This is a genomic window from Paenibacillus terrae (genome assembly GCF_000943545.1).
GTDB classification, from domain to species: domain Bacteria; phylum Bacillota; class Bacilli; order Paenibacillales; family Paenibacillaceae; genus Paenibacillus; species Paenibacillus terrae_A.
In genome coordinates, this window is the sequence record NZ_JTHP01000015.1 from 16,967 (window position 1) to 36,732 (window position 19,766).

14 protein-coding genes and 4 pseudogenes are annotated in these 19,766 nt (G+C 45.6%); 3 read left to right on the forward strand and 15 right to left on the reverse strand.

What is annotated here, in order from left to right; all coding sequences use genetic code 11:
- Positions 1-64 precede the first annotated feature (64 nt).
- Positions 65-1,690, reverse strand: a complete 1,626-nt coding sequence (locus QD47_RS09770; RefSeq protein ID WP_044645953.1) for a helix-turn-helix domain-containing protein — start codon at positions 1,688-1,690, stop codon at positions 65-67.
- A 209-nt stretch (positions 1,691-1,899) separates the two neighbouring features.
- Between QD47_RS09770 and QD47_RS09775 the strand changes: the two genes are divergently transcribed.
- On the forward strand, positions 1,900-2,874 hold the full coding sequence (locus QD47_RS09775) for an ABC transporter substrate-binding protein (RefSeq protein WP_044645954.1): 975 nt from the start codon (positions 1,900-1,902) through the stop codon (positions 2,872-2,874).
- 34 nt (positions 2,875-2,908) lie between these two features.
- Positions 2,909-3,160 (forward strand): annotated as a pseudogene (locus tag QD47_RS33075) (NAD(P)/FAD-dependent oxidoreductase); the annotation flags it as partial.
- 364 nt (positions 3,161-3,524) lie between these two features.
- Here QD47_RS33075 and QD47_RS09785 read toward each other — a convergent pair.
- The 9 genes and pseudogenes from QD47_RS09785 to QD47_RS09820 all read right to left on the reverse strand — a co-directional run bounded on the left by QD47_RS09785 (position 3,525) and on the right by QD47_RS09820 (position 13,553).
- Positions 3,525-3,920, reverse strand: coding sequence for an SRPBCC family protein (locus tag QD47_RS09785; protein ID WP_044645956.1), 396 nt, complete (start codon positions 3,918-3,920; stop codon positions 3,525-3,527).
- A pseudogene (locus QD47_RS30660) lies at positions 3,919-4,090 on the reverse strand (transcriptional regulator); the annotation flags it as partial. The pseudogene QD47_RS30660 and the gene QD47_RS09785, both read right to left, overlap by 2 nt.
- 116 nt (positions 4,091-4,206) lie before the next feature.
- The gene (locus QD47_RS09790) at positions 4,207-5,685 is read right to left on the reverse strand and encodes an Lsa family ABC-F type ribosomal protection protein (protein ID WP_044645957.1); all 1,479 of its coding nucleotides are present in this window, start codon (positions 5,683-5,685) and stop codon (positions 4,207-4,209) included.
- A 411-nt stretch (positions 5,686-6,096) separates the two neighbouring features.
- The gene (locus QD47_RS09795) at positions 6,097-7,038 is read right to left on the reverse strand and encodes an alpha/beta hydrolase (RefSeq protein ID WP_044645958.1); all 942 of its coding nucleotides are present in this window, start codon (positions 7,036-7,038) and stop codon (positions 6,097-6,099) included.
- Between the two features lie 308 nt (positions 7,039-7,346).
- Entirely contained in the window at positions 7,347-8,714 is a 1,368-nt protein-coding gene (locus QD47_RS09800; RefSeq protein WP_044645959.1) for a sensor histidine kinase, read from the reverse strand.
- On the reverse strand, positions 8,711-9,385 hold the full coding sequence (locus QD47_RS09805; protein ID WP_044645960.1) for a response regulator transcription factor: 675 nt from the start codon (positions 9,383-9,385) through the stop codon (positions 8,711-8,713). The genes QD47_RS09800 and QD47_RS09805 overlap by 4 nt, the downstream gene beginning before the upstream one ends.
- Positions 9,386-9,843: 458 nt before the next feature.
- On the reverse strand, positions 9,844-10,908 hold the full coding sequence (locus tag QD47_RS09810; protein WP_044645961.1) for a Gfo/Idh/MocA family protein: 1,065 nt from the start codon (positions 10,906-10,908) through the stop codon (positions 9,844-9,846).
- A 268-nt stretch (positions 10,909-11,176) separates the two neighbouring features.
- Positions 11,177-12,079: an ROK family protein gene (locus QD47_RS09815; protein WP_044645962.1), complete on the reverse strand. Its 903-nt coding sequence runs from the start codon at positions 12,077-12,079 to the stop codon at positions 11,177-11,179.
- Between the two features lie 82 nt (positions 12,080-12,161).
- Positions 12,162-13,553, reverse strand: coding sequence for a glycoside-pentoside-hexuronide (GPH):cation symporter (locus tag QD47_RS09820; RefSeq protein ID WP_044645963.1), 1,392 nt, complete (start codon positions 13,551-13,553; stop codon positions 12,162-12,164).
- 334 nt (positions 13,554-13,887) lie between these two features.
- Between QD47_RS09820 and QD47_RS09825 the strand changes: the two genes are divergently transcribed.
- Positions 13,888-14,919, forward strand: coding sequence for a helix-turn-helix domain-containing protein (locus QD47_RS09825; protein ID WP_052646748.1), 1,032 nt, complete (start codon positions 13,888-13,890; stop codon positions 14,917-14,919).
- Positions 14,920-14,990: 71 nt separating this feature from the next.
- On the opposite strand, the gene QD47_RS30670 is transcribed toward QD47_RS09825, so the two are convergent.
- The 5 genes and pseudogenes from QD47_RS30670 to QD47_RS31565 all read right to left on the reverse strand — a co-directional run.
- A complete protein-coding gene (locus QD47_RS30670) occupies positions 14,991-15,137 on the reverse strand; it encodes a stalk domain-containing protein (RefSeq protein ID WP_082067151.1) in 147 nt (48 codons plus the stop codon).
- A 262-nt stretch (positions 15,138-15,399) separates the two neighbouring features.
- Positions 15,400-17,001, reverse strand: a complete 1,602-nt coding sequence (locus QD47_RS09830; RefSeq protein ID WP_044645964.1) for an alpha-amylase family glycosyl hydrolase — start codon at positions 16,999-17,001, stop codon at positions 15,400-15,402.
- Positions 17,002-17,445: 444 nt separating this feature from the next.
- Positions 17,446-17,685 (reverse strand): annotated as a pseudogene (locus tag QD47_RS09835) (class I SAM-dependent methyltransferase); the annotation flags it as partial.
- Positions 17,686-18,112: 427 nt separating this feature from the next.
- Positions 18,113-19,126, reverse strand: a complete 1,014-nt coding sequence (locus QD47_RS09840; RefSeq protein ID WP_044645966.1) for a cation diffusion facilitator family transporter — start codon at positions 19,124-19,126, stop codon at positions 18,113-18,115.
- 366 nt (positions 19,127-19,492) lie between these two features.
- A pseudogene (locus QD47_RS31565) lies at positions 19,493-19,597 on the reverse strand (spore germination protein); the annotation flags it as partial.
- Between the last annotated feature and the right edge of the window lie 169 nt (positions 19,598-19,766).

Genomic DNA, 19,766 nt, shown 5'->3' on the forward strand with positions numbered 1-19,766 from the left:
GAGCTTCATTTCAAAACGAGAATAGAAAAAGGCAAACTCCCTAAAAAGGAGATTGCCTTTTGATTCAGGAAGAAAATAATTTCTGGTTGAGTAAATTCTTCCGCTCCAGCAACAATTTCATCTGGATATCTAACTGATAGGGCATTGAAATGGGGTCCGTCACAGCAAACTCGGAGTAGTCAGTAATGTAAACCTGATTTTGCTTCGCCGCAGACATTTCCTGCCACCAGCTCATACTGCATAGACGCTCATAACGCTCAGGATCAACTACCGTCACGAACAGATGATTCCCTGCGTAGGATGGTATTTGCTCCTCGGTAATAAGTCGGTAAGCCTGTCGATCAATCAATTCCTTCTGAATGATATCCGGTGCCTGTAACCCAAGCCCGTCATACAGATTATAAGCTCCCCTGCACCAGTAATTACCGAATACATAGATCGAGTCGTCTCGAATTTCCATCGTCGCAAATGTATCCGTGCTCTGAACAATACCGTTTAATTTGGACCTTAGGCGCTGTACCTTACGATTGTATGATCGAATAACCCGTTCCGCTTCGGGACCTTTGCCGAAAGTCTCTGCCAGCTTGCGAAGCAATTCGAACGGCTTATGATCATTTTGCGAAAAAATCTGAGTGGGCGCAATCGTCGACAATGCGTCGTATTCCTCCTGACTCCCGACCAGAATAAACTCCGGCTGCAAATAAGCAATTTCCTGCGGGTCCAGCGGCACGCTATTAACCTTGTGAATATCCGCACTCAATTTCCGCAGGTAATGATCATTCGATAAATTTTTAGCAACCGCAGCCGGACGTATACCAAGCGCGAGCAAGTGACCCAGACAGCTCATCGCACAAATATTGATCGGCTTCTTTCTATGGTTCAGAATGAACTGTCCCGGGGAGACGCCCTCCATCTGCTTAAACCGCCGATTGAAATAGAACTCGTCCCCGTAGCCGACCAGCGCCGCCACCTCCTTCATGCGCTCTCCGCGCAGCAGCATACGCTTGGCATGCTCCATCCTCAAGGTTGTCATGTAACCGGACAGATTTGTTCCCGTCAGCTGCCTAAACCAGTGGGTGAACCTCCGCTTGCTGATCCGCGCCTGGGCCGCAAGCTCATCCACCGTAATCTCTTCGGCATAGCGTCTCTGCAACTGGGCAATAATCTCCAATACATTAGCTTTCGTATTGTGGCTTGCGGTATCCTGCTCAAGATCGCTTGTTTCTTCTGCAATCATCCCTATCAGTTTTTGGAATTGACTGTGTACCACAATCTGTTCCTTCGTGGCCAGCGCATGGCGGCGTTTTTCAATGGCTTTTATTTTTTGCAGTATGGATCTGTAATCTGGTACGCTCTGCTCCCGTGTTTCCATAAGGGGTTCAAGCGAGCTTCCCGTAGGGCCATGCGGAGAAAAAGCAATCAGCCACAATGACAATACTGTATCGTCGTTTGCTGTGATTTTCACCGTGTGTCCTGGATTTACGGCATATGGAACTCCATAGTGCAATGTGTGCTCACTGCCATTGCAGTCGAGTGTCCCTTCCCCTTCTTCAACAACGACTAGCAAACCCGTATCAATATTTTGAAGCGGAATTCCATCCCTACCGGAAAATGTTCTGTGAACTAGTCCATGAAGCTCGAAATAGGTACTGGGAATAGAATAATCGGCTCTGATGTGATTTAGATCCAAAACTTAACGCTCCTTATTTGAGAATGATTATCATTTGGATTCATCATACCTAATACACCTATGAATTTCAATGACTGCTTCTGTTCTTAACAGCCTGATCCTACAAAAAAAACGTCCCATTCTTCCATTGATTACAGCCTCGCCCGGCATTACACTTGGTTTATTGATAATGATTATCAATTACTGCATTTACATACAGGGGGATTGCAATGTTTCGCAACACAGGCAAGTCGACAACCTTTTTCATCTTATGCCTACTTATTTTAGTCACAACAGCTTGCAGCAGTTCGTCTGCACCGTCAGAGAAGAAAAGCGCTACAGCAGGCCAAACGGAGGAAACAGGAACCCATATCGTAACCGACGCTTACGGTAAACAGGTAGAAATTCCGAAATCGCCCAAGCGGATCGTTTACACGGATAATACGGTTGGTGACCTGCTGCTGTTCGGCATCAAGCCTGTCGGTTTGGTTCAGGGGGGTCTGCAATATTCCGTGTATAAGGATGAAGTGAAGGATATCGCAGATATCAGTTGGCCACCCAACATGGAAAAGCTCATTGAGCTGAAGCCGGATCTAATCATCACCTCTACCACGGACGAGAAGTATAACGCGACGTTATCCAAGATCGCTCCCGTCATCCTGACGAATGAATGGGACCCGATGCCCGTCCGTATAAAGCGGATTGGCGACTGGTTCGGCTATGAAAAGCAAGCTGAAGATTTCCTCACCCGTCATAACGCGGATATCGTCAAGATGTGGAAAGCGATGCAGCAGGATGGAACGATCAAGAAAGGCGAAACGGCTTCCGTGTACCAGTATATGGTCGGCCAGAAAAGACTGAGCGTCTACACCACCAGCTATCTGACGACTTTTGTCTACCACAAGGAAGGCTTCCAGCCTACTCCTGCCATTCAGAAAATGATCGAAAACCCGGATGATTACGGCTATGCCAATATTTCTGCCGAGCTGCTTCCCAAGATTTCCGGTGACCGAATCTTTATTGTGTACTTTGATGATGCCGAGCTGGCGGAAGTCAAAAATATGATTAAAGGACCTATTTGGAGCAGTCTGCCCGCAATCAAAGCCGATAAAGTGTATTTCATCCATGGCGGACTAGGCATTACAACAGACCCGCTTGCAAGGGAAGAGCTGATTAAAGAGCTTCCCGTCATTTTAAAGAAGTAATTTTATAACGATCCGATCAGTTTGGAGGCTAACGATGACAGAATCTCTTGAATTATTTGATGTAACCATTATTGGCGGCGGACCCGCCGGACTATATACTGCTTTTTACAGCGGAATGCGAGAACTGAAAACGAAGATTATAGAAGCTCAGCCAGAGCTGGGCGGACGGGTTCTGACCTATCCGGAGAAAATGATATGGGATGTCGGGGCCATGCCGCCCATTCGCGGCGATCAACTCATTGCGCAGCTCATCGGACAGGCACGTACATTTGATCCTGTGATCGTCAATCATGGGATGAAATGCGATTACGGTGCTATACGGGAATGGGGCCTGGACCTTGGTGAATGGAACTTGCAGGTTGGAGAGGGAATGACGACGAACATCCCTGGGGTCTACGTGGTCAAGCCCCAATTTTGTAGACAAGGAAAATGCCCTATTAACTGAACTTCATAAGTTCAAAGCGACAGACCAAGATGAGAAAATAAAGTCTTAATCACTACAACTATAGTAATTAACTCATCATGTAAAAACAGATCACTTGATGGGCAATAGATACCATTAAGTGATCTGTTTTATGATGTTGGGCTATTTCACTATCGTACTCATTAATTTAGCATTGGGGAAGGAGATGTTTTAGTACCGAATGCGGTTATTGTTCCAACACCTTTTCAAACTCGCCGAACCAATTACCCCAACCATACTTAGCACCTGCGAGTGCTTGATCATTTGAGATTCCGGTTTGTTCGAGATGAAGGTTAACCTTTCCGTCCCCTAAATCCTGCAGCGTCCAGGTGACCGTGTGCTTCTCTCCGCTTTCCCAAGTATAGGACAACCGGTTTGGTGCGTCCACGATAAGCACTTCGCCGTCAATAATTCCATTCCACCATTCGGTCGGCTGCGTGCGAAACTGAAAAAGGTGTCCTACGACGGGCTTAAAATCATTTTCCATGACCCACTTGGCAAGCTTGCTTGAATCGGTTAAGGCGGACCAAACCTTCTCGATCGATGTCGTGAACTGAAAATCCAAGGATAATGTTAAACTCATTCGTACTCCAGAACTTGCTGTAGACAGACACCAATCTTGAATTTCTCTGAGTGGAGAGACGTTTAGCCTGAATCTCGTTTCTCTGCCTCTGCTAACAGACGAATCAGTCGGCGCCTAGTTGGATCTGCAATCGTGTCAAACACATCCCGCAACTGGTTGTTCTCGCTCACAACACACTCTCCTAAATATTATTACCAAGGGATAGCCGTTAATTCACACTTCCTTAAAGGATGTGGCCCTTCGGACGTAGCGCCCACGAGGCGAGAACTCCTTAAATACTCCCTGGTCAAAGCTCAACCATCTTTGTTGCGACATTGTTGCAGAACTCGCTGTCATGTTCCACAAAAAGTATCGTTGGCGAATACTCCAGTAGCAGCTCTTCAATTTGCATACGGGAAATGACATCGATGAAATTCAACGGCTCATCCCAAATATGCAGATGAACCTGCTCGCTCAGGCTTTTGGCAATCAGCACCTTCTTCTTCTGGCCGCCGCTATAAGCGGATAGATCCTTCTCGAATTGCACTCTGGAGAAATCAAGCTTTCTCAAAATAGATTTGAAAAGGCTCTCGTCAATCCCGTTGTCCCGGGCGTAATCTGTCAGACTGCCCTGCAAATGCGAGGTATCTTGGGACACGTAGGACATTTTTAGCTGACTGTCCTTTGTGAAGCTGCCAGTGTAGTCTATATCCACGCCGCAGATGAGTTTGAGGATACTTGATTTTCCGGAGCCATTTTTACCCGAAAGCGCGATTCGCTCCCCCTGTTCAATCGTAAAACTCACGTCTGCACAAACCTGCTTTTCTCCATAAAATATAGAGACCTGTTCAAGCTCAGCAAGCACATTTTTATGATAAGCAAGCTGTGAGATTTCCAGGGTGTCCGAGCTTTCTATATTTTTCAGCAGTTTGGACTTTTCGGTAATCGCCGATTGCTGTCTTTGCTCAATGGATTTAGAACGTTTCATCATCTTGGCAGCCTTATGACCAATATAGCCTTTGTCTACCTTGGAGCCGGAATTTCTGGTTCCGTTTTTGGTTTTTTCCACTTCGTGAGACCAGTTCCCCGTACGCTTGGAAGAATCCGATAGGCGCTTAATGTCTTTTCTAAGCTTCTCGTTTTGTGCAAATTCAAAGTTATCCTGTCTCTTCTTATTCTCCCACCAGCTGGAAAAATCACCTTTTTGAATCTCAATATTAGTTTTGTTGATGGACAGGATGTGATCCACACAGTTATCCAGAAAGGATCTGTCGTGAGATACCAGAATATATCCGCTTTTGGCATTCAGATAATTACTGACCCATTTTCTGGCATTCATGTCCAGATGATTCGTAGGCTCATCGATCAACAGAAAGCTGTTTTCCTTAATAAACAAGGCGGCCAGGAGCACTTTCGTCTGCTCACCGTTTGACAAAGAAGCAAATGGACGATATAGAACGTCTTCATCAACCTTCAGCAACGAGAGCTCACGCATGAATTGCCAGTGAACATAGTCCGGAAAGATTTCGTTGATTACATCCAGCGTATGATCATTCTTGTTTGGCACAGGATACGGAAAGTATTCAAAATTGACATTAGCAGAGATAGCTCCACTGTATTCATGTTTGCCGAGCAGTAACTGAAGAAATGTGGTCTTCCCTCTTCCGTTCCTTCCCGTAAACCCCAGCTTCCAATCGGTGTCGATCTGAAAATTCACGTTTTCGAATATGTTATCGTAGCTGCCCTCATAGGCAAACGTCAGGTTGGTAACATTAATTAATGACATCAAGTCGTCCTCCTGTATAAAAAAAATAAAAGCCGCAAGAAAGTTAATTTCTCGCAGCTCAAATAGATACAGAAAAACAAGCCTCCCCATGGAAGGCAGATGATTAAGGATCTAACGTTTGAGTGAAAAGAAAATGTAACTTTCTTGCTTATAAGCAATAAAACATGCGAAACCAATCGCACTAAATGTTTTATTAGTTTATAGATCAGCAAGAAAATCCTACATTATTCTTCTCAACCCCAATCATTAAAGTAAATGTATATTATCATACCGTTTTATTAAGCACAACTCCTCCACATGATACCATGTGGACTTTTTTGAGTGTCTACTTGAAGGGGATATTACCAAAGGACGGTTTTTATATCACTTATACATTTGTACAAAATAGTGAAGGTGCCTTTTTCATCGCACTTATTTTATTCCTTCCATAAATCCCCTGAAGTTTTCAGCGATTTCCTTTGACCTGGTATGGTGCAAATAATGTCCTCCTTCAAATGTCATCACTTTTCCATGTACAGAATTTTTGACTTGCTCTTCATGCAGTGGTAACCATCCTTTAATATCTGTATTATTCGCTTGTAAAAAGAATATAACGGGAAGATTTTTTGGGAATGTTAAATTTTTAGCTGCTTTAAAATTAGAAGAAATATGCTCCATTTCATTCAAGGTCGTGGCATTATTGCCGTTTTTATTCGAAATCATTCTCATTTGTTCTTTGGTTTGATCATCAAATGATAATGAAGCATATGGGTCACCACTTAGATTCTTGATCAATCTTAAGAGACCTGATTTTTTAAGAAATTCAAACGTTTTTATTGGGAATTTAACATCCATCCCACCTTGTGTTGGAACACTACTATCGATTCCGACAAATGCACTCACTTCGTTTGGATATTTGTTCACATAATCCAGTCCGTAAATGCCTGCAATGGAATGGCCCATTAGCGTGTAACGGTCAATATTAAGCTGCTGTAAAGCTTCATGAATTTCACTTACAATATTCTCAGTGCTTCGCTCTTTTTCGGTTTCATCACTTAATCCATAACCGAAAGGCTCAATCACGACAACTTTATACAATGGAGATAGTTCATCTACTAGCAGCTTAAAATCAAGAGCTGGTGCTGCTGTTCCATAACCAGGCAGGAGCACGACTGTTTCTTCGCCTTCTCCTTGAATGGTAACATTCATATGTTTCCCATCTACAGGTACTAACTGGCCATAGGGTTCTATTTTTCCTTGCTCCGATTTGTTGGAGATCATATTAACGATAAAAACAATGGCTAGAAAAAGCACTATGGCTATTGCTATAACTCCTATGGATTTAAGTATAATGGCAAGTATTTTTTTCATCATTTATGCACGAGGGGTTTGAGCGACCTTTGAAGCTCGTTATCTGCCTGTACTCGTGCCTACCCTCCTTTTTATGGCCTCTCTGTGTTCCACTCTCATCTTCTCCTGACCTCATCTGTTTATTCGGCTACTTTAATATGTGCTGTTAAGGATAGCTTATACGACGAAGATGTACTCCCTATGACGACAATATGAACAGAGTATGAACAAGCAAAAAAATGCTGCGGCGTCACATGCAAGGAAGCTTGCACATGATACCGTAGCATGGAGAATGCAGTTTAGACCATCCGAATGGTGCCATATGAATCTAACTAATCTGTCGGCGCTATGATTGGCAAGGTGACAATGACGGCCGTTCCTCGGCCGGGCTCGCTTTCCACTCGGATGTCGCCTTGATGAAGCGATACGATCTGTTTAACGATGGCAAGTCCCATACCGCTACCGCCATACTTGCGACTGTGGGAACGATCGGCCTTAAAAAACCGTTCGAATATACGCTTCTGGTCCTCGGGGGAAATACCAATGCCCGTATCGGAAATTCGGACTGTCACATTTTTGATATCTTGTTTGATGCTGACTATAATAATGCCGCCATCCATGGAAAATTTGATGCTATTGCCAATGATGTTCGTCCATACCTGGTTTAATAGATCGTGATCAGCCATGAATTGAATGACTTTCAAATTGAGGTCGAAACGGATGTTGCGAGCCGACCATTGCGGCTGGATCGCCACGATGACTCGTCTGATCTGTTCATCAAGGCTGAAGGTGATGAGCCGCAGTTGCCGGGACTGTGATTCAAGCAAACTTAGCTTGAGCAGGCTATCGCTCATCTTGGACATTCGACCTGCTTCAGCGATGATAATATCGAGATAACGGCTTCGCTCGTGATCTGCAATGTCCACTTGTTTGAGCGCCAAAGCATAACCGGATATTGAGGTGAGCGGCGACTGAACTTCGTGCGACACGTTCGATACAAATTCCTTGCGCATCTGTTCAAGTTGCTGCAGATCGTGCATCATTTCTTCGAAGCTGCGAGCCAAGGTACCTAGCTCACCCTTTTGCTTAATATTCAGCTTTACGTTGAAATCACCAGCTGCTATTCGTTTGGTCGCTGTTGTCAGCTTTTTGATCGGCCTGATCAGGAATATGGCGGCAACCAGGATCAATAAGCTTCCTGCGATCAACGAATAGGTCACAAAAGTAAGTAACCATTTTACGGCAAAAGAGGAGGAAGGAGACGTGAGCGGCTCCACAAACATTGCTTTCGTTCCCATTTCCGTTTTTAATGGCAGTCCCAAGAGGTTCGTTGCAACAGTACTCGGATTGACTTGAACAACTTCTCCACCCAATACCTTCTTTACTTGATCCATCGTCACAGTAGCAGGATTTTGTCCGTTAAGCGTTCCGTAAGACTGGAACTGACCCGTTTCATCGAAAATTCGAATATGATAGGAGTTAAGCTGCTTCATTCCACTTACGAGCGAGTCCGCTTCACGTAACGGAAATGTCTCGTAAATTCGGACGATGTCCTGACCAAAGTTAAGTAAGGTGGTGTGCAAATTTTCGTTCAATTTTTCCTCAAACACCCAAAATGTAATTAAAAAAGCAATGAGTGTGCCCACGATGACGGAGACCAGAAATGTCAGGACAACACGTATATATAAGGATCTGATCATTCGTAAACCTCAAGCCGGTAGCCAAGCCCGCGCACGGTTTCGATCCGAAAATCGGTTGTAGTGGCGAAACGTTCTCGCAGGCGTTTAATATGTACGTCTATCGTTCGATCATCTCCAGCGTAATCAATCCCCCAGATTTGATCGATCAACTGCTCGCGCGTATAGACTTGGCCAGGTGTTCCAGCGAGCTTATACAGCAATTCGAACTCCTTGAGCGGCAACGTGAGCGACTCCGTCCCTCTCATCACCTTATAGGTCTGCCGATCAAGGATGACGTTGCCGAACTGAATCGTCTGTGTGGAGCCAATCCGGTATCGTTTCAGTAGTGCCCTAACACGAACTGTCAGCTCCAGTGGATCAAATGGTTTCGTCAAATAATCGTCCGTTCCAAGTTCGAACCCTTTCACTTTCTCCCATGTTTCGCCTCTCGCAGTCAGCATAAGTAACGGAAGATCAGGATTGGCTCTTCTGAGCTCCTTGCATAATGTCCAGCCATCCATAATTGGCATCATAATATCGAGCACAACGAGATCGACATGCGTTGAGGCGTAGACGGTCAGTGCTTGCTTACCGTCCGCGGCTTCGGCTGTTTCGAACCCGTCGTTGCGTAGAAATAAACAGACGAGTTCGCGAATGTTAGCATCGTCGTCAGCTACCAGTATAGTAGGCATCCGTTCCCTCTTTCCCTGTTTTCCATTTCATATTGAAGTAACCATTATACTATAAATAAAATTGAATTACCCACATCCATCTCTTGGTTATAAGGCAATACACTAATGTGGTCAACCCACGTGATAACTGATGCCCTCCTGAAAGAAGAAGAACTAACATATTCATGCGGGCGGCAAAGAGACAGCAAAAAACGCGCTGATCAAGGAAAGAAAACAGTTTCCTTCCCGATCAGCGCGTTTCTACTGTGTACTGTTAGGGACATGTCCCGTTCCTGGATCACCAGCCGATGGCCGCTTCATCGCAGCGGGGGTCCGTGCCGCCGATCCGCAAGCCGCTGTCATCAATCAAAATGGCATACGCGTGCCCCATGGCTCCGGCAAAATCCTCAACCGGTCCAGGTTCTCAAAATAGGGGATCCTATATATCTCACTTATGGCGAATGGAAAACAGAGCTGATTTAAATCGTTCTTCGAATCACGCTTTTGGTTGCTGCCGCCTCAAAAATCGTCTCAATCAGTACCAGCACACGATGCACTTCTTCGCTTTTGATCGCAAGCTCCGCTTTTCCTTCGATGGCGGAGACAAAATTTTGATAAAAGCTTTCTGCTGCTGCAGGTATTTTCTCAATCGGGAACTTCAGGGTGGATTCCTCTGACGGTGGCGCCATCGTTTTCGTCAATCCTTGACCTGCTTGAATCGGTTTTGGTTCCACATGAGCAACATCCGGATTTCGGGTGACGATCTCTCCGCTCAAGTCCCAATCCCTGATCACTGCGGTACCCTCGGTTCCTTTAATATACCAACGCGGCAGCTTTACGTAATTGGTCGTACCCACTTCAATGACCGCTGTCAGGCCGTCCTTGAACTCTATAAAGCTGGTAAAGCCGTCATCCACTTCAGTTCCCAAAATATAGCTTAACTTAGCAGCTACGCTTTCTATTTGGCTGTCCGTAATCTGAAGCAGCTGGTCCAACAGATGCACTCCCCAATCCAGTAGCATTCCTCCACCGTACGCCTTCAGTTGCCGCCAGTCACCTGGAATGCCATTAGCCCCCTGAACCCGCGATTCCAGTTGGAAAAGCTCGCCCACGGTCTTCTTGCCGATCATATCTTTGATAATTCGGAAGTCTTCATCCCATCGGCGGTTCTGATGTACCGTAAACACCCGGTTTTCTTTCTTCGCCACCTCGACAATATCCAAGAAATCCGCGCTCGTTATCGTAACCGGCTTTTCGCAAATGACATGTTTTCCGGCTTGCAGTGCCTGGATCGCTATTTCTTTATGAACGTCATTAGGCGTTGCTATCAAAACAATATCCACGGCCTGATCGGCCAGAACGGCATCCAGACTTTCGTAGGTTTTATAGCCGCCAGCGGCAGCCAGTTCCATCCGGTAATCGACAATATCATATACACCGCCAACGGCAAGCTGCTGAATAGGTTCGATCAATTGAACATGGTAGCTTCCCATGCCTCCATAACCGATAATGACTACATTATATATCCGATTTCCCATTTTCATTTTCCTTTCACTCCTGATTTAAGCCCACCGCATATCAAGCGGTTGCTCACGGGTCAAAATCGATTGCAGATTGGTTACTACACGATTAAGCCCTTCTTCGACGGACATCAAAGGACCTTCGTGTTTGACGCTTATTACATATTATACACATAAATCCGCAAAGCGCTGATTATGTCGGACCATTTCTACAACCAATAATCCCAATTCATAATGTCATCGTAACTCTCCTTGCGGACTTGTTCAATGCATTTTACTTCCAGACCTGACTTTAAGAATTGACAAGCTTTTCTTTACTGACAAAATAATGATACAGCGCCCCGTACAGGTTGGCGTCGTTGCGGAATTGGCAGGCTACCACCTTGGGATTTGCGATATGCAGAGGATTGGCCTCTTTCACGTCGGCGATCGCCCGCTGAATCCGTTCAATCAGAACGGGCTGCGCGCTGATTCCGCCCCCGATCGCGATAATTTCGGGGTCCAAAATGTACTGTAGATTTAATATTTGAATGGCCAGATACAGGCAGTATTCATCAAAAATCGCATTGGCCTCTGCGTCCCCTTGCATAATATATTCAAATATCACTTCTCCGTCAGAGGAATCGACTTTCTTGATTTCGGCAATACGGCGAATCATGTCGACCGCAGAGCAATCCAGTCCAAAGTACTGTCCCCTCTTAGTTTCGAGATTGAATTGATGCATAATATAGCTGACTTCTCCGGCGGAGAGATTGACCCCGCGGTGAAGCTTACCGTCAATGATAATACCGCCGCCTATTCCGCTTCCAAGAATTAACACCACGGAATCTTTGGCGTTTTTTACGCTTCCAAGCCAGAGTTCGGCCAGAGCCGCGCTCTTTCCGTCATTTTCGACGAAAGCGTCTATTCCGTATCTTCGTTCGATTTCCTGTTTTAAATTGACCTCGTGCATAAAAGGCAGAGAACCGCCATGGTAGATGACGCCCCGGGCCGCATCCACCGTTCCAGGGCAGCTAAGGGCGATTCCCTTAACCGCAGACAAATCATGCCCATCTATAATGGAACACAATTTATCCATAAATCCTGCTAAATGTACTCTAGGTGTTGATTGTCTGCCTTTAGTCACGATCGTTCCAGCTGAATCCATCAGCGCATATTTTATAAAGGTGCCTCCTATATCGATTGCAAGATACATAAGCATTCTCCTATCCTGTTATTGTTACAAGAGATGGGGCATCTCCCTCCGGGGAGCAACTCCATCTCTTATACCAGTATTTTTACACTTGAGCTCTTCTAGCCTCCAATTCGGCTACGATTTCATTATGAGGCTTATCCCACTTGTAGATAAAGACCATGATCAGAATCGACAATACACTGAAGACAATCGGCAGCCAGATGTAGTTAAGCGTAATCATCTGCAATGCAGAATCGGTTTGCTTTTGTTTGGCGACATACCCGCCGGCTGCAAGCAGCCAGGCCGGAATGGCGCTGCCCAGACCGGAGCCAAGCTTGATCCCGATACCGGCAGCCGAGACAAGAATACCTTGGGCGCGAATACCCGATTTCCATTCACCGTAATCAACCGTATCTGCCATAAGGGCAAACAGCAATCCGCCCGGGAGTCCCAAACCAATACCGCCGACGATCGTTCCCAAGATGATCATGGCGACATTGTGTCCACCCACATAGATAATGAGCTGCCCGATAATATTGATGCCAATACCTGTGATAATCAGCGATTTTTTACTGAACCGTTTGGACAAGAAAGGAACCGCCAGCATTCCGAGCACCGTTACCATCGACAGCGTGTTTACCAAGGAAACGATTTCAGGTTTCTCTAAGGTGTATGTCATGTAATAAATGCCTGCGGAGAGCTTCATGATATACATCAGGAAAAAGACGATACCGAGCAGAGAAACGGCCATCCACGGACGATTTCCTTTGATCGCTTTCAGACTTTCCTTCACAGAAAGGCTTTGGTCCTGTCCGGCGATGTTCTGCACACGCTCTCTGGTGTTCAGGAATGTGACGATGAACAGGATCAATCCCACAATAGCGAAGAGCGTCATCGTATAGAAGAAGCCTTTTTGCTGATTCCCAGCACCAAAGTAGGCGACCAGCGGCAGCAGCGTGAGGTTAACGATCAAGCCGCCAACCTGTCCACCAATCATACGGAACGTATTGGCCACGGTTCTCTCCTGGACATCGCTCGACATGCTTGGCAACATCGTCGTCAGTGGATTATTGACAGCCGCATACAGCACGTTCGCTGCGATGTAAAAAATGTAAGCGTATGCAAGTTTGCCGGAAGCGCTTAATTCTGGCCCCATAAAGAGCAGTATGGAAACGATTGCAAAAGGAAAGCTGGACCAGAGAATCCAGGGTCTTGATTTCCCCCATTTTGTATTGGTCCTGTCAATCAGTACCCCGAAGATCGGGCTGTCGATCATATCGACGAATCTGGCGATCAGCATCAGCGTACCGACCGCAGCCGCCCCGAGTCCATACACGTCCGTAAAGTAAAAGGTCAAGTAGGTCGTAATAACTGTGTAAATCAAGTTGGAACCCGCATCCCCTAAACCGTAACTTACTTTCTCCAACAAAGACAATTTCTGATTTGAGCTTACAGCCTGCTTACCCTTCTTCAGGTCTGCTTCTACCACTGCCATTTTACCCCCCCCCCCTAAAAGCGCTTTCAAATCTTCTTAACATTAGAGCTTGATTAGAACCTTGCCCCAACTCGGAAAGCGTTTTATTTGTTTACAGTTTAAATATATTTGTTCATTATTTATGGTATTATTTAAGGAAAAGTTGTAATTTTATATTTTTTTTTATGGAGAGGAACACCATGAACCCATCTCAAAGAGACCTAGAAACCCTCTGCAAGCTCGTCTATAACGCGACCCATATTCCGATCTTCTTTTAAAAAAAGGCTGGGAAAGATCCCAGACCTTCAGCAATAACTATTCTTCTCTGATGATCCGGGAGACGCTGCCCCAGACATTGATTGACCACTTATTCTCCCTGAATTTGAGCAAGCCGATACAGATGGTTTATATCAATAACCGTGAGGACATTATTGCCATGCTCCCCCACCCGGAGCATGAGAATGAACGGATCATTCTGTGGCCGCACGCGGAAAAATATGTCTCGACCAACACCTTGATTGAGCCGTCTGAACAGCAAGATGCTTTTGATACGAACCAGCTGTTTAATACCGCGATCCTGCTGCATCATCTGTTCTACAACGAAACCTTGTCCTTAAATAAGGTCAAACAGGATAACGAGAACCTGAATCCTTCCCTAATCTCTGAATTGATTGAACTCAAAATTATCGAGCAGCGGGAGAACAGCGATTACCACAGCTCCTTTCTGGCCGAGAGGAAGATCTGGGAGCATCTTAAAACCGGGAATATTGAAAAAATGCTGTATTACATGAAGCTGCATTCCCAGGAAGGCAACTACGGAACCTTGTCCAAAAAAGACTCCTTGCGGAACAAGAAAAATCTCCTGATTACGGCAGTCACCCTGGCGACCCGAGCGGCCATCGAGGGCGGACTCTACCCGGAAATTTCCTATAACCTGAGCGATGCCTATATCCAGCATATCGAAGAACTAAAGAAGATCGATTCCATCACTAAGATGCTGGAAGAGATTTTGCCCGATTTTGCCGAACGGGTCACCAAAGCCAACCGCTCCAGCTTCTCGAAGACGATCCTGCTATGTCAGGACTATATCTTCAACCACCTGCATGAACACTTGACGCTGGAATCCTTGGCCAAGCAGCTGCGGATCAGCCCCTCCTATCTTTCCAACAAGTTTAAGGAAGAGACGGGGGAGACCCTAAAAGCCTATATCCAGCGCCAAAAAATCGAAGAGGCCAAGAACCTCATCGTCTACTCTGACCTATCGATTAGCGAAATCTATTCCCTGCTCAACTTTCACGATCAAAGCTATTTCACCAAGGTATTCAAAAAAATCACGGGCCTGACTCCCAAGCAGTATAGGAATAATTTGATTATTCAGCAGAGTTGAATAAACGAGAACGAAACCGCGCAAAAGTTGACAACCGATATTACACCCGTTCTTCATATAGAATTCCGGTTTTACTCGACCGTATCTACAACGGCCATATATTCATCAGGCTTCCATGTTATCGTATCCCTTAAAGCTTCGGTTATGAATCTTAACGGCACGTATGTTGAATTCCCGCCGAAGATGTAAGCAGGCTGCGGCAGCCGATCCGTGTACATTGACACAAAGCTCCCTACTTTAGCTGTTTATTTCAACTTTTTCTGGTTGTTCAATAATGAACAAATAATTTCAACTGTTCAATATCTTCAGGAAAGTTTGGTGACCTTCACAAATCAGGGGTTAGATGAGGATGCGATCGTTCGGTTTATTGCAACGGCGTATGTAGGGGGGGCGAATGGTGGTTTACTAACGGAAAGCCTTTCCCCCATCATATCTTGGCGGAACAGTTGGGGCTTGTTAGATCGGTTAGTTTACGTATGTTCAGCTCTTTCTGTCTTCTTTGGTAATCAGAGAACTGTAGGCTGGAATCACGACCGTTCCTTTCTTCGCCTTCATATCCTTCGAGGTGGAGAAGACCACTTTCCACTTGCCCTTATCCCAATCTTTGATCTGCAGGATAACCGGCTCTCCGGACAGGTTATGATATACATACAATGTTTCTTTGCCTGAAGTGCGTTTAAATGCAGTTACGCTGGCAGAACCTGATTGGATCGGTTCCAAACTGTCGCTGCGGAGGGCTTCATGTTCTTCCCTCAGACGGATGAGCGAGCGGTAGCTTTCCAGCAGGGAATCATCGTCCCGTAGCTGCGCTTCGACCGATACTTCACCTGTGTTGTATTTCGGTTCCTCCCACGTCGTTTGGCCGGGGCCATCGCCTTTGTACCAGCGCATAGGCTCCCGTAGATACTCATCGGGCTTCTCTCCCTTCATGCCGATTTCTTCCCCGTAATAAAGGAACGGCTGCCCTGGCAACGTCAAGAGAATCGAAGCGGCCAGCTTGGCTTTTCGCACATCCCCGCCCAGCTCACTCATGATACGGGTCTGGTCATGGTTGCTCAGGAATGGAGCATCGAGTGCCGCCTTATTGTACGATTTATACAATTTAAGCGTTTTCTCGGCGAATGTCGCAATACCCTGATCCTGACCATTTTTTATAGAGTTCAAAATCGTTCCGCCCAGGTCAAAATTAAACAGGGAGTGAAGTGGTCCGTAGTAAGGAGCTATTGTCTCCGGTTTGTCCCACACCTCCCCCGCTAGATATACATTTGGATTTACCTTCTCCATCTCGGAACGGAACTCATTCCACCACGCGATGTTTTTATCGGCACCCTCCTTCGTCTGTCCTTTAAAAATGTGCATCGCCGCGTCAAGCCGGAACCCGTCTGCACCTTGCTGTAGCCAATACTTACCGACCTTGATCATTTCTTTGCGAACTTCGGGATTGTCGAAGTTCAAATCCGGCATTCCCGACCAGAACGTGCCGTAGAAATACCCTTCACCATTCGGATTCTTATGCCATACCTGTTGTCCCCACGAGCCTTTTTCATCCAGATCCGTGTTCTTATCCGCCCATACGTAATAGTCGTGGTATTTGCTTTGCGGGTTGACGCTGCCCTCTTTGAACCAAGGGTGCTCACTACTCGAATGATTGATAACAAGGTCCATGATCACCTTGACGCCCTTTCGGTCTGCTTCTTTCATCAAGGTGCGGAAATCATTCAGATTCCCATACTGCGGGTCCACCTGATAGTAGTCGCTTACATCATATTTATGGTAGCTTGGAGACGGATTCAGGGGCATGAGCCAGAGGCCGCTGACCTGCAAATCCTTGCCCGAGCGGGGATTGCCGTCGTTTAAGTAATCAAGCTTTTGTGTAATTCCTTTCAAATCCCCGTGTCCGTCTCCGTTCGAATCATAAAAAGAATTAATATAAATTTCATAAAACACGCCGCTTCCAGTAGAAATCGGAGGCTTATGTCCGTTCATTTCCTGCTCGGCCATTGCACCTGAAGCGAACATCGTGAGCATAGGCACCGTTAACATGGCGGTGGACAATCTTCTTAAGCGTTTGTTACATGTCAAAACATATCAACTCCTTTGATTGTTATGGATGCGTCTTCATTATAAAGATAAAAAATCCAAGAAAGGGGGTATATTATTATCTATTTTGGTGGAAAATATCGCTCTTCTTGTTTTATCTCTGTATTTAACTGCAAATGATGAGGTGGCATTTTCGAGCCATACAAGGAGATATCCTTCCCAGAAAGCTACTTTTAGACTACTTATCGTCATAATCAGAATCACTATAGAGTGCTATGAGAAGACTGAATTGGCGATAAACCATAAAAAAACACCCCCACAGCATCTCTGCCGTAGAGGGGTGCTTCCCTTTCAAGGTAAATCAAGTACATCCATATATGTCCTACTTAAGCGTGTTCCTTGATGGCTACGATGCGTAATCGGCTGGTGTCAGCCATCCATTGACCTTCCTGGACTATGGATGGCCTAACCTTTGCCTCAATGGCGCGGTAGATGCTGTCTGGCTCGCTTCACCATCTCCTCTGACAGGTCGAGACCTGTGGCTATTGCTCCGGCGGCTGCAATCTTGGCGGTCAAGTCCCCAGATTCGCAGCCCACATCTAGGATTCGCTCGCCCGGTCGGGGCTGCAGCAAGAACAAGGCCCCGCCTCCCAGCTCAGCTACTAAATTCAGCTTATCATCATACGTTCCCGAGTTCCAGTGATTGGTAAAGGGTTCGCTGCACATAGTCTCAGTCTCCTTTTTGCATGAATGATGTGCAGAAAAGAAATATCCACTTTCTGCCCTTCAATCGATACCTCCGTTGGCACCCGAATCCGACTCGATCAGTTCAGTTTTCACCAGGATCGTGAGTATTTTCGATAGTAATGTGGGAGATAGACCCTGATTGACGACATCTATTAAAGATCTTATATATCCATGATAACTACAATGTTATCAAACTGTCAAGAAGCTTTTCGAAGACGTCGCTTGACAAGCGTTCCGGATGTCAGAGCGGAATCGGTACACATTCACATTTCTTATTATTCCCGGTTACTTAGGTCCACGCATGGCGCACAGGGATCTCCCGCATTATCATTTTGCGCATAGGTTCCTCGCCGCTTGTAATCAGCAGAAGAGACCCACATCACGTAGATCTCTTCTGAGTTTCTTGCTAGTGATGTTCAATATGACACGGGATTCCCGGTCTATCAATCTGTATTGTAATATGCTTGATCTCGTATCGTTCTTTCAACAACCTCTGTGCCCGCTCCAGCACAACACTGTTATACTTTGGATCTTGAATGATGATATGGCAACTCAGCAACGGAACATCTGATGATAACGCCCATACATGAAGGTCGTGCACTTCTACAACATACTCAAGATCAAGTAGGGATTGCTTAATTTGATCTGTGTTCATATTCAGCGGCGTACCTTCCATCAGAGTATGAATAGAATCCCGTGTTACCCGATAAGCACTGATAATCACCAGAACCGCCACCAAAATACTGGCGATCGGATCAGCCAAATTCCAGCCGAAGAACATAATCAGCAATGCCGCCACAATCGCACCTACAGAACCTAACAAATCCCCTATTACATGTAGAAAGGCACTGCGAATATTGAGGTTTTCAGATGTATCTCCTCTCATAAGGATAAAAGCAGCAGCTATATTGACGAGCAAGCCAAGCACTGCGATGATCAGCATTCCTGAAGTCATGATTCCAGGCGGGTCAGAAATCCGTTTGAAAGCTTCCCAGAAAATGTAAATCGATATCAGGGCAAGCGCTAAGCCATTAATAAAAGCGGCCAGTACTTCAAATCGTTTGTATCCAAACGTCTTTGACATGCTCGCTTGCCGTTGTCCCCAGGTCATCGCCAGATAACTTAACCCCAATGCACCCGCATCACTCAACATATGCCCCGCATCAGATAATAGTGCCAGGCTGTTCGTAAGTAATCCACCAATAAATTCAATGATCATATAACCAGCAATTAAAAAGAATGATAACTTTAGAGCATTTTTGTTCGCTCCATGTCCATGAGAATGCCCGTGGCTATGGGAATGCCCATGCCCGTGAGCATGTGAATGCTCACTGCCTTTAGAATGATTATGTTGATGATGTTGGTTGCAGTCATGTTCGCATGCCGTATTATGGTCGTGTGTGTGACTTTTTTTACTCATCTACCTGCCCTCTCCTCTATAAAATTCTGATGATTCACAATCAAATTAATATATGAGCACTTATTCATATATTATAAGTAATACAAATGTAATCCGCAAGAATAATATGAAATGTGAACAGTTGTATTTTTTGATTGCCATGTCTCGTTTTATTATTGAACTCACGGGCTTGTCTTTGTTAAAGCGCCGCTTGAGTCAAGCTCTGTTGATTCGGTTTTTAATTAGTGTGACAGCTACGATCAATAGTAGAGGAAGAACGTATGCCAGATTATTGAATAAGGTCCAAACCACGTATCCGTCTTTGTTAAAGGGCGCTTGATCGTGGTACATGGTAACCGAGAGAAGTAAGCAGATATATGCTATGGGAATTGTTGGAGTTCCATTTACCATTACGATAATCTTTCCATCCAGCAGAGCAGCCACAGCGGTATCTGGCCGTTCGGTGTAGCGCACCTGAGGAAAAGGAGGATACTAAAAAAGCTTGAGGACAAGTCCTCAAGCTTCATGGAACAAAATATGCGCTTAATTCATCCGTTCATTAACGACCAAGATAATCAACTCCACTACTCCACTAGAGGGTTTACATGCAAATCCTGATCTGCTTCGGTGAAAGCCCAGCGGGTAAAGGCAGGCTAATCCA

Excerpts from the sequence above, each read along its gene's own strand:
- QD47_RS09840 (WP_044645966.1), bottom strand. The coding sequence starts at position 19,126 with ATGAGTAAAAAAAGTCACACACACGACCATAATACGGCATGCGAACAT.
- QD47_RS09805 (WP_044645960.1), bottom strand. The coding sequence starts at position 9,385 with ATGCCTACTATACTGGTAGCTGACGACGATGCTAACATTCGCGAACTC.
- QD47_RS09815 (WP_044645962.1), bottom strand. The coding sequence starts at position 12,079 with ATGTATCTTGCAATCGATATAGGAGGCACCTTTATAAAATATGCGCTG.
- QD47_RS09790 (WP_044645957.1), bottom strand. The coding sequence starts at position 5,685 with ATGTCATTAATTAATGTTACCAACCTGACGTTTGCCTATGAGGGCAGC.
- QD47_RS09785 (WP_044645956.1), bottom strand. The coding sequence starts at position 3,920 with ATGAGTTTAACATTATCCTTGGATTTTCAGTTCACGACATCGATCGAG.
- QD47_RS09775 (WP_044645954.1), top strand. The coding sequence starts at position 1,900 with ATGTTTCGCAACACAGGCAAGTCGACAACCTTTTTCATCTTATGCCTA.
- QD47_RS09795 (WP_044645958.1), bottom strand. The coding sequence starts at position 7,038 with ATGATGAAAAAAATACTTGCCATTATACTTAAATCCATAGGAGTTATA.
- QD47_RS09820 (WP_044645963.1), bottom strand. The coding sequence starts at position 13,553 with ATGGCAGTGGTAGAAGCAGACCTGAAGAAGGGTAAGCAGGCTGTAAGC.
- QD47_RS09800 (WP_044645959.1), bottom strand. The coding sequence starts at position 8,714 with ATGATCAGATCCTTATATATACGTGTTGTCCTGACATTTCTGGTCTCC.
- QD47_RS30670 (WP_082067151.1), bottom strand. The coding sequence starts at position 15,137 with ATGTACACGGATCGGCTGCCGCAGCCTGCTTACATCTTCGGCGGGAAT.
- QD47_RS09810 (WP_044645961.1), bottom strand. The coding sequence starts at position 10,908 with ATGAAAATGGGAAATCGGATATATAATGTAGTCATTATCGGTTATGGA.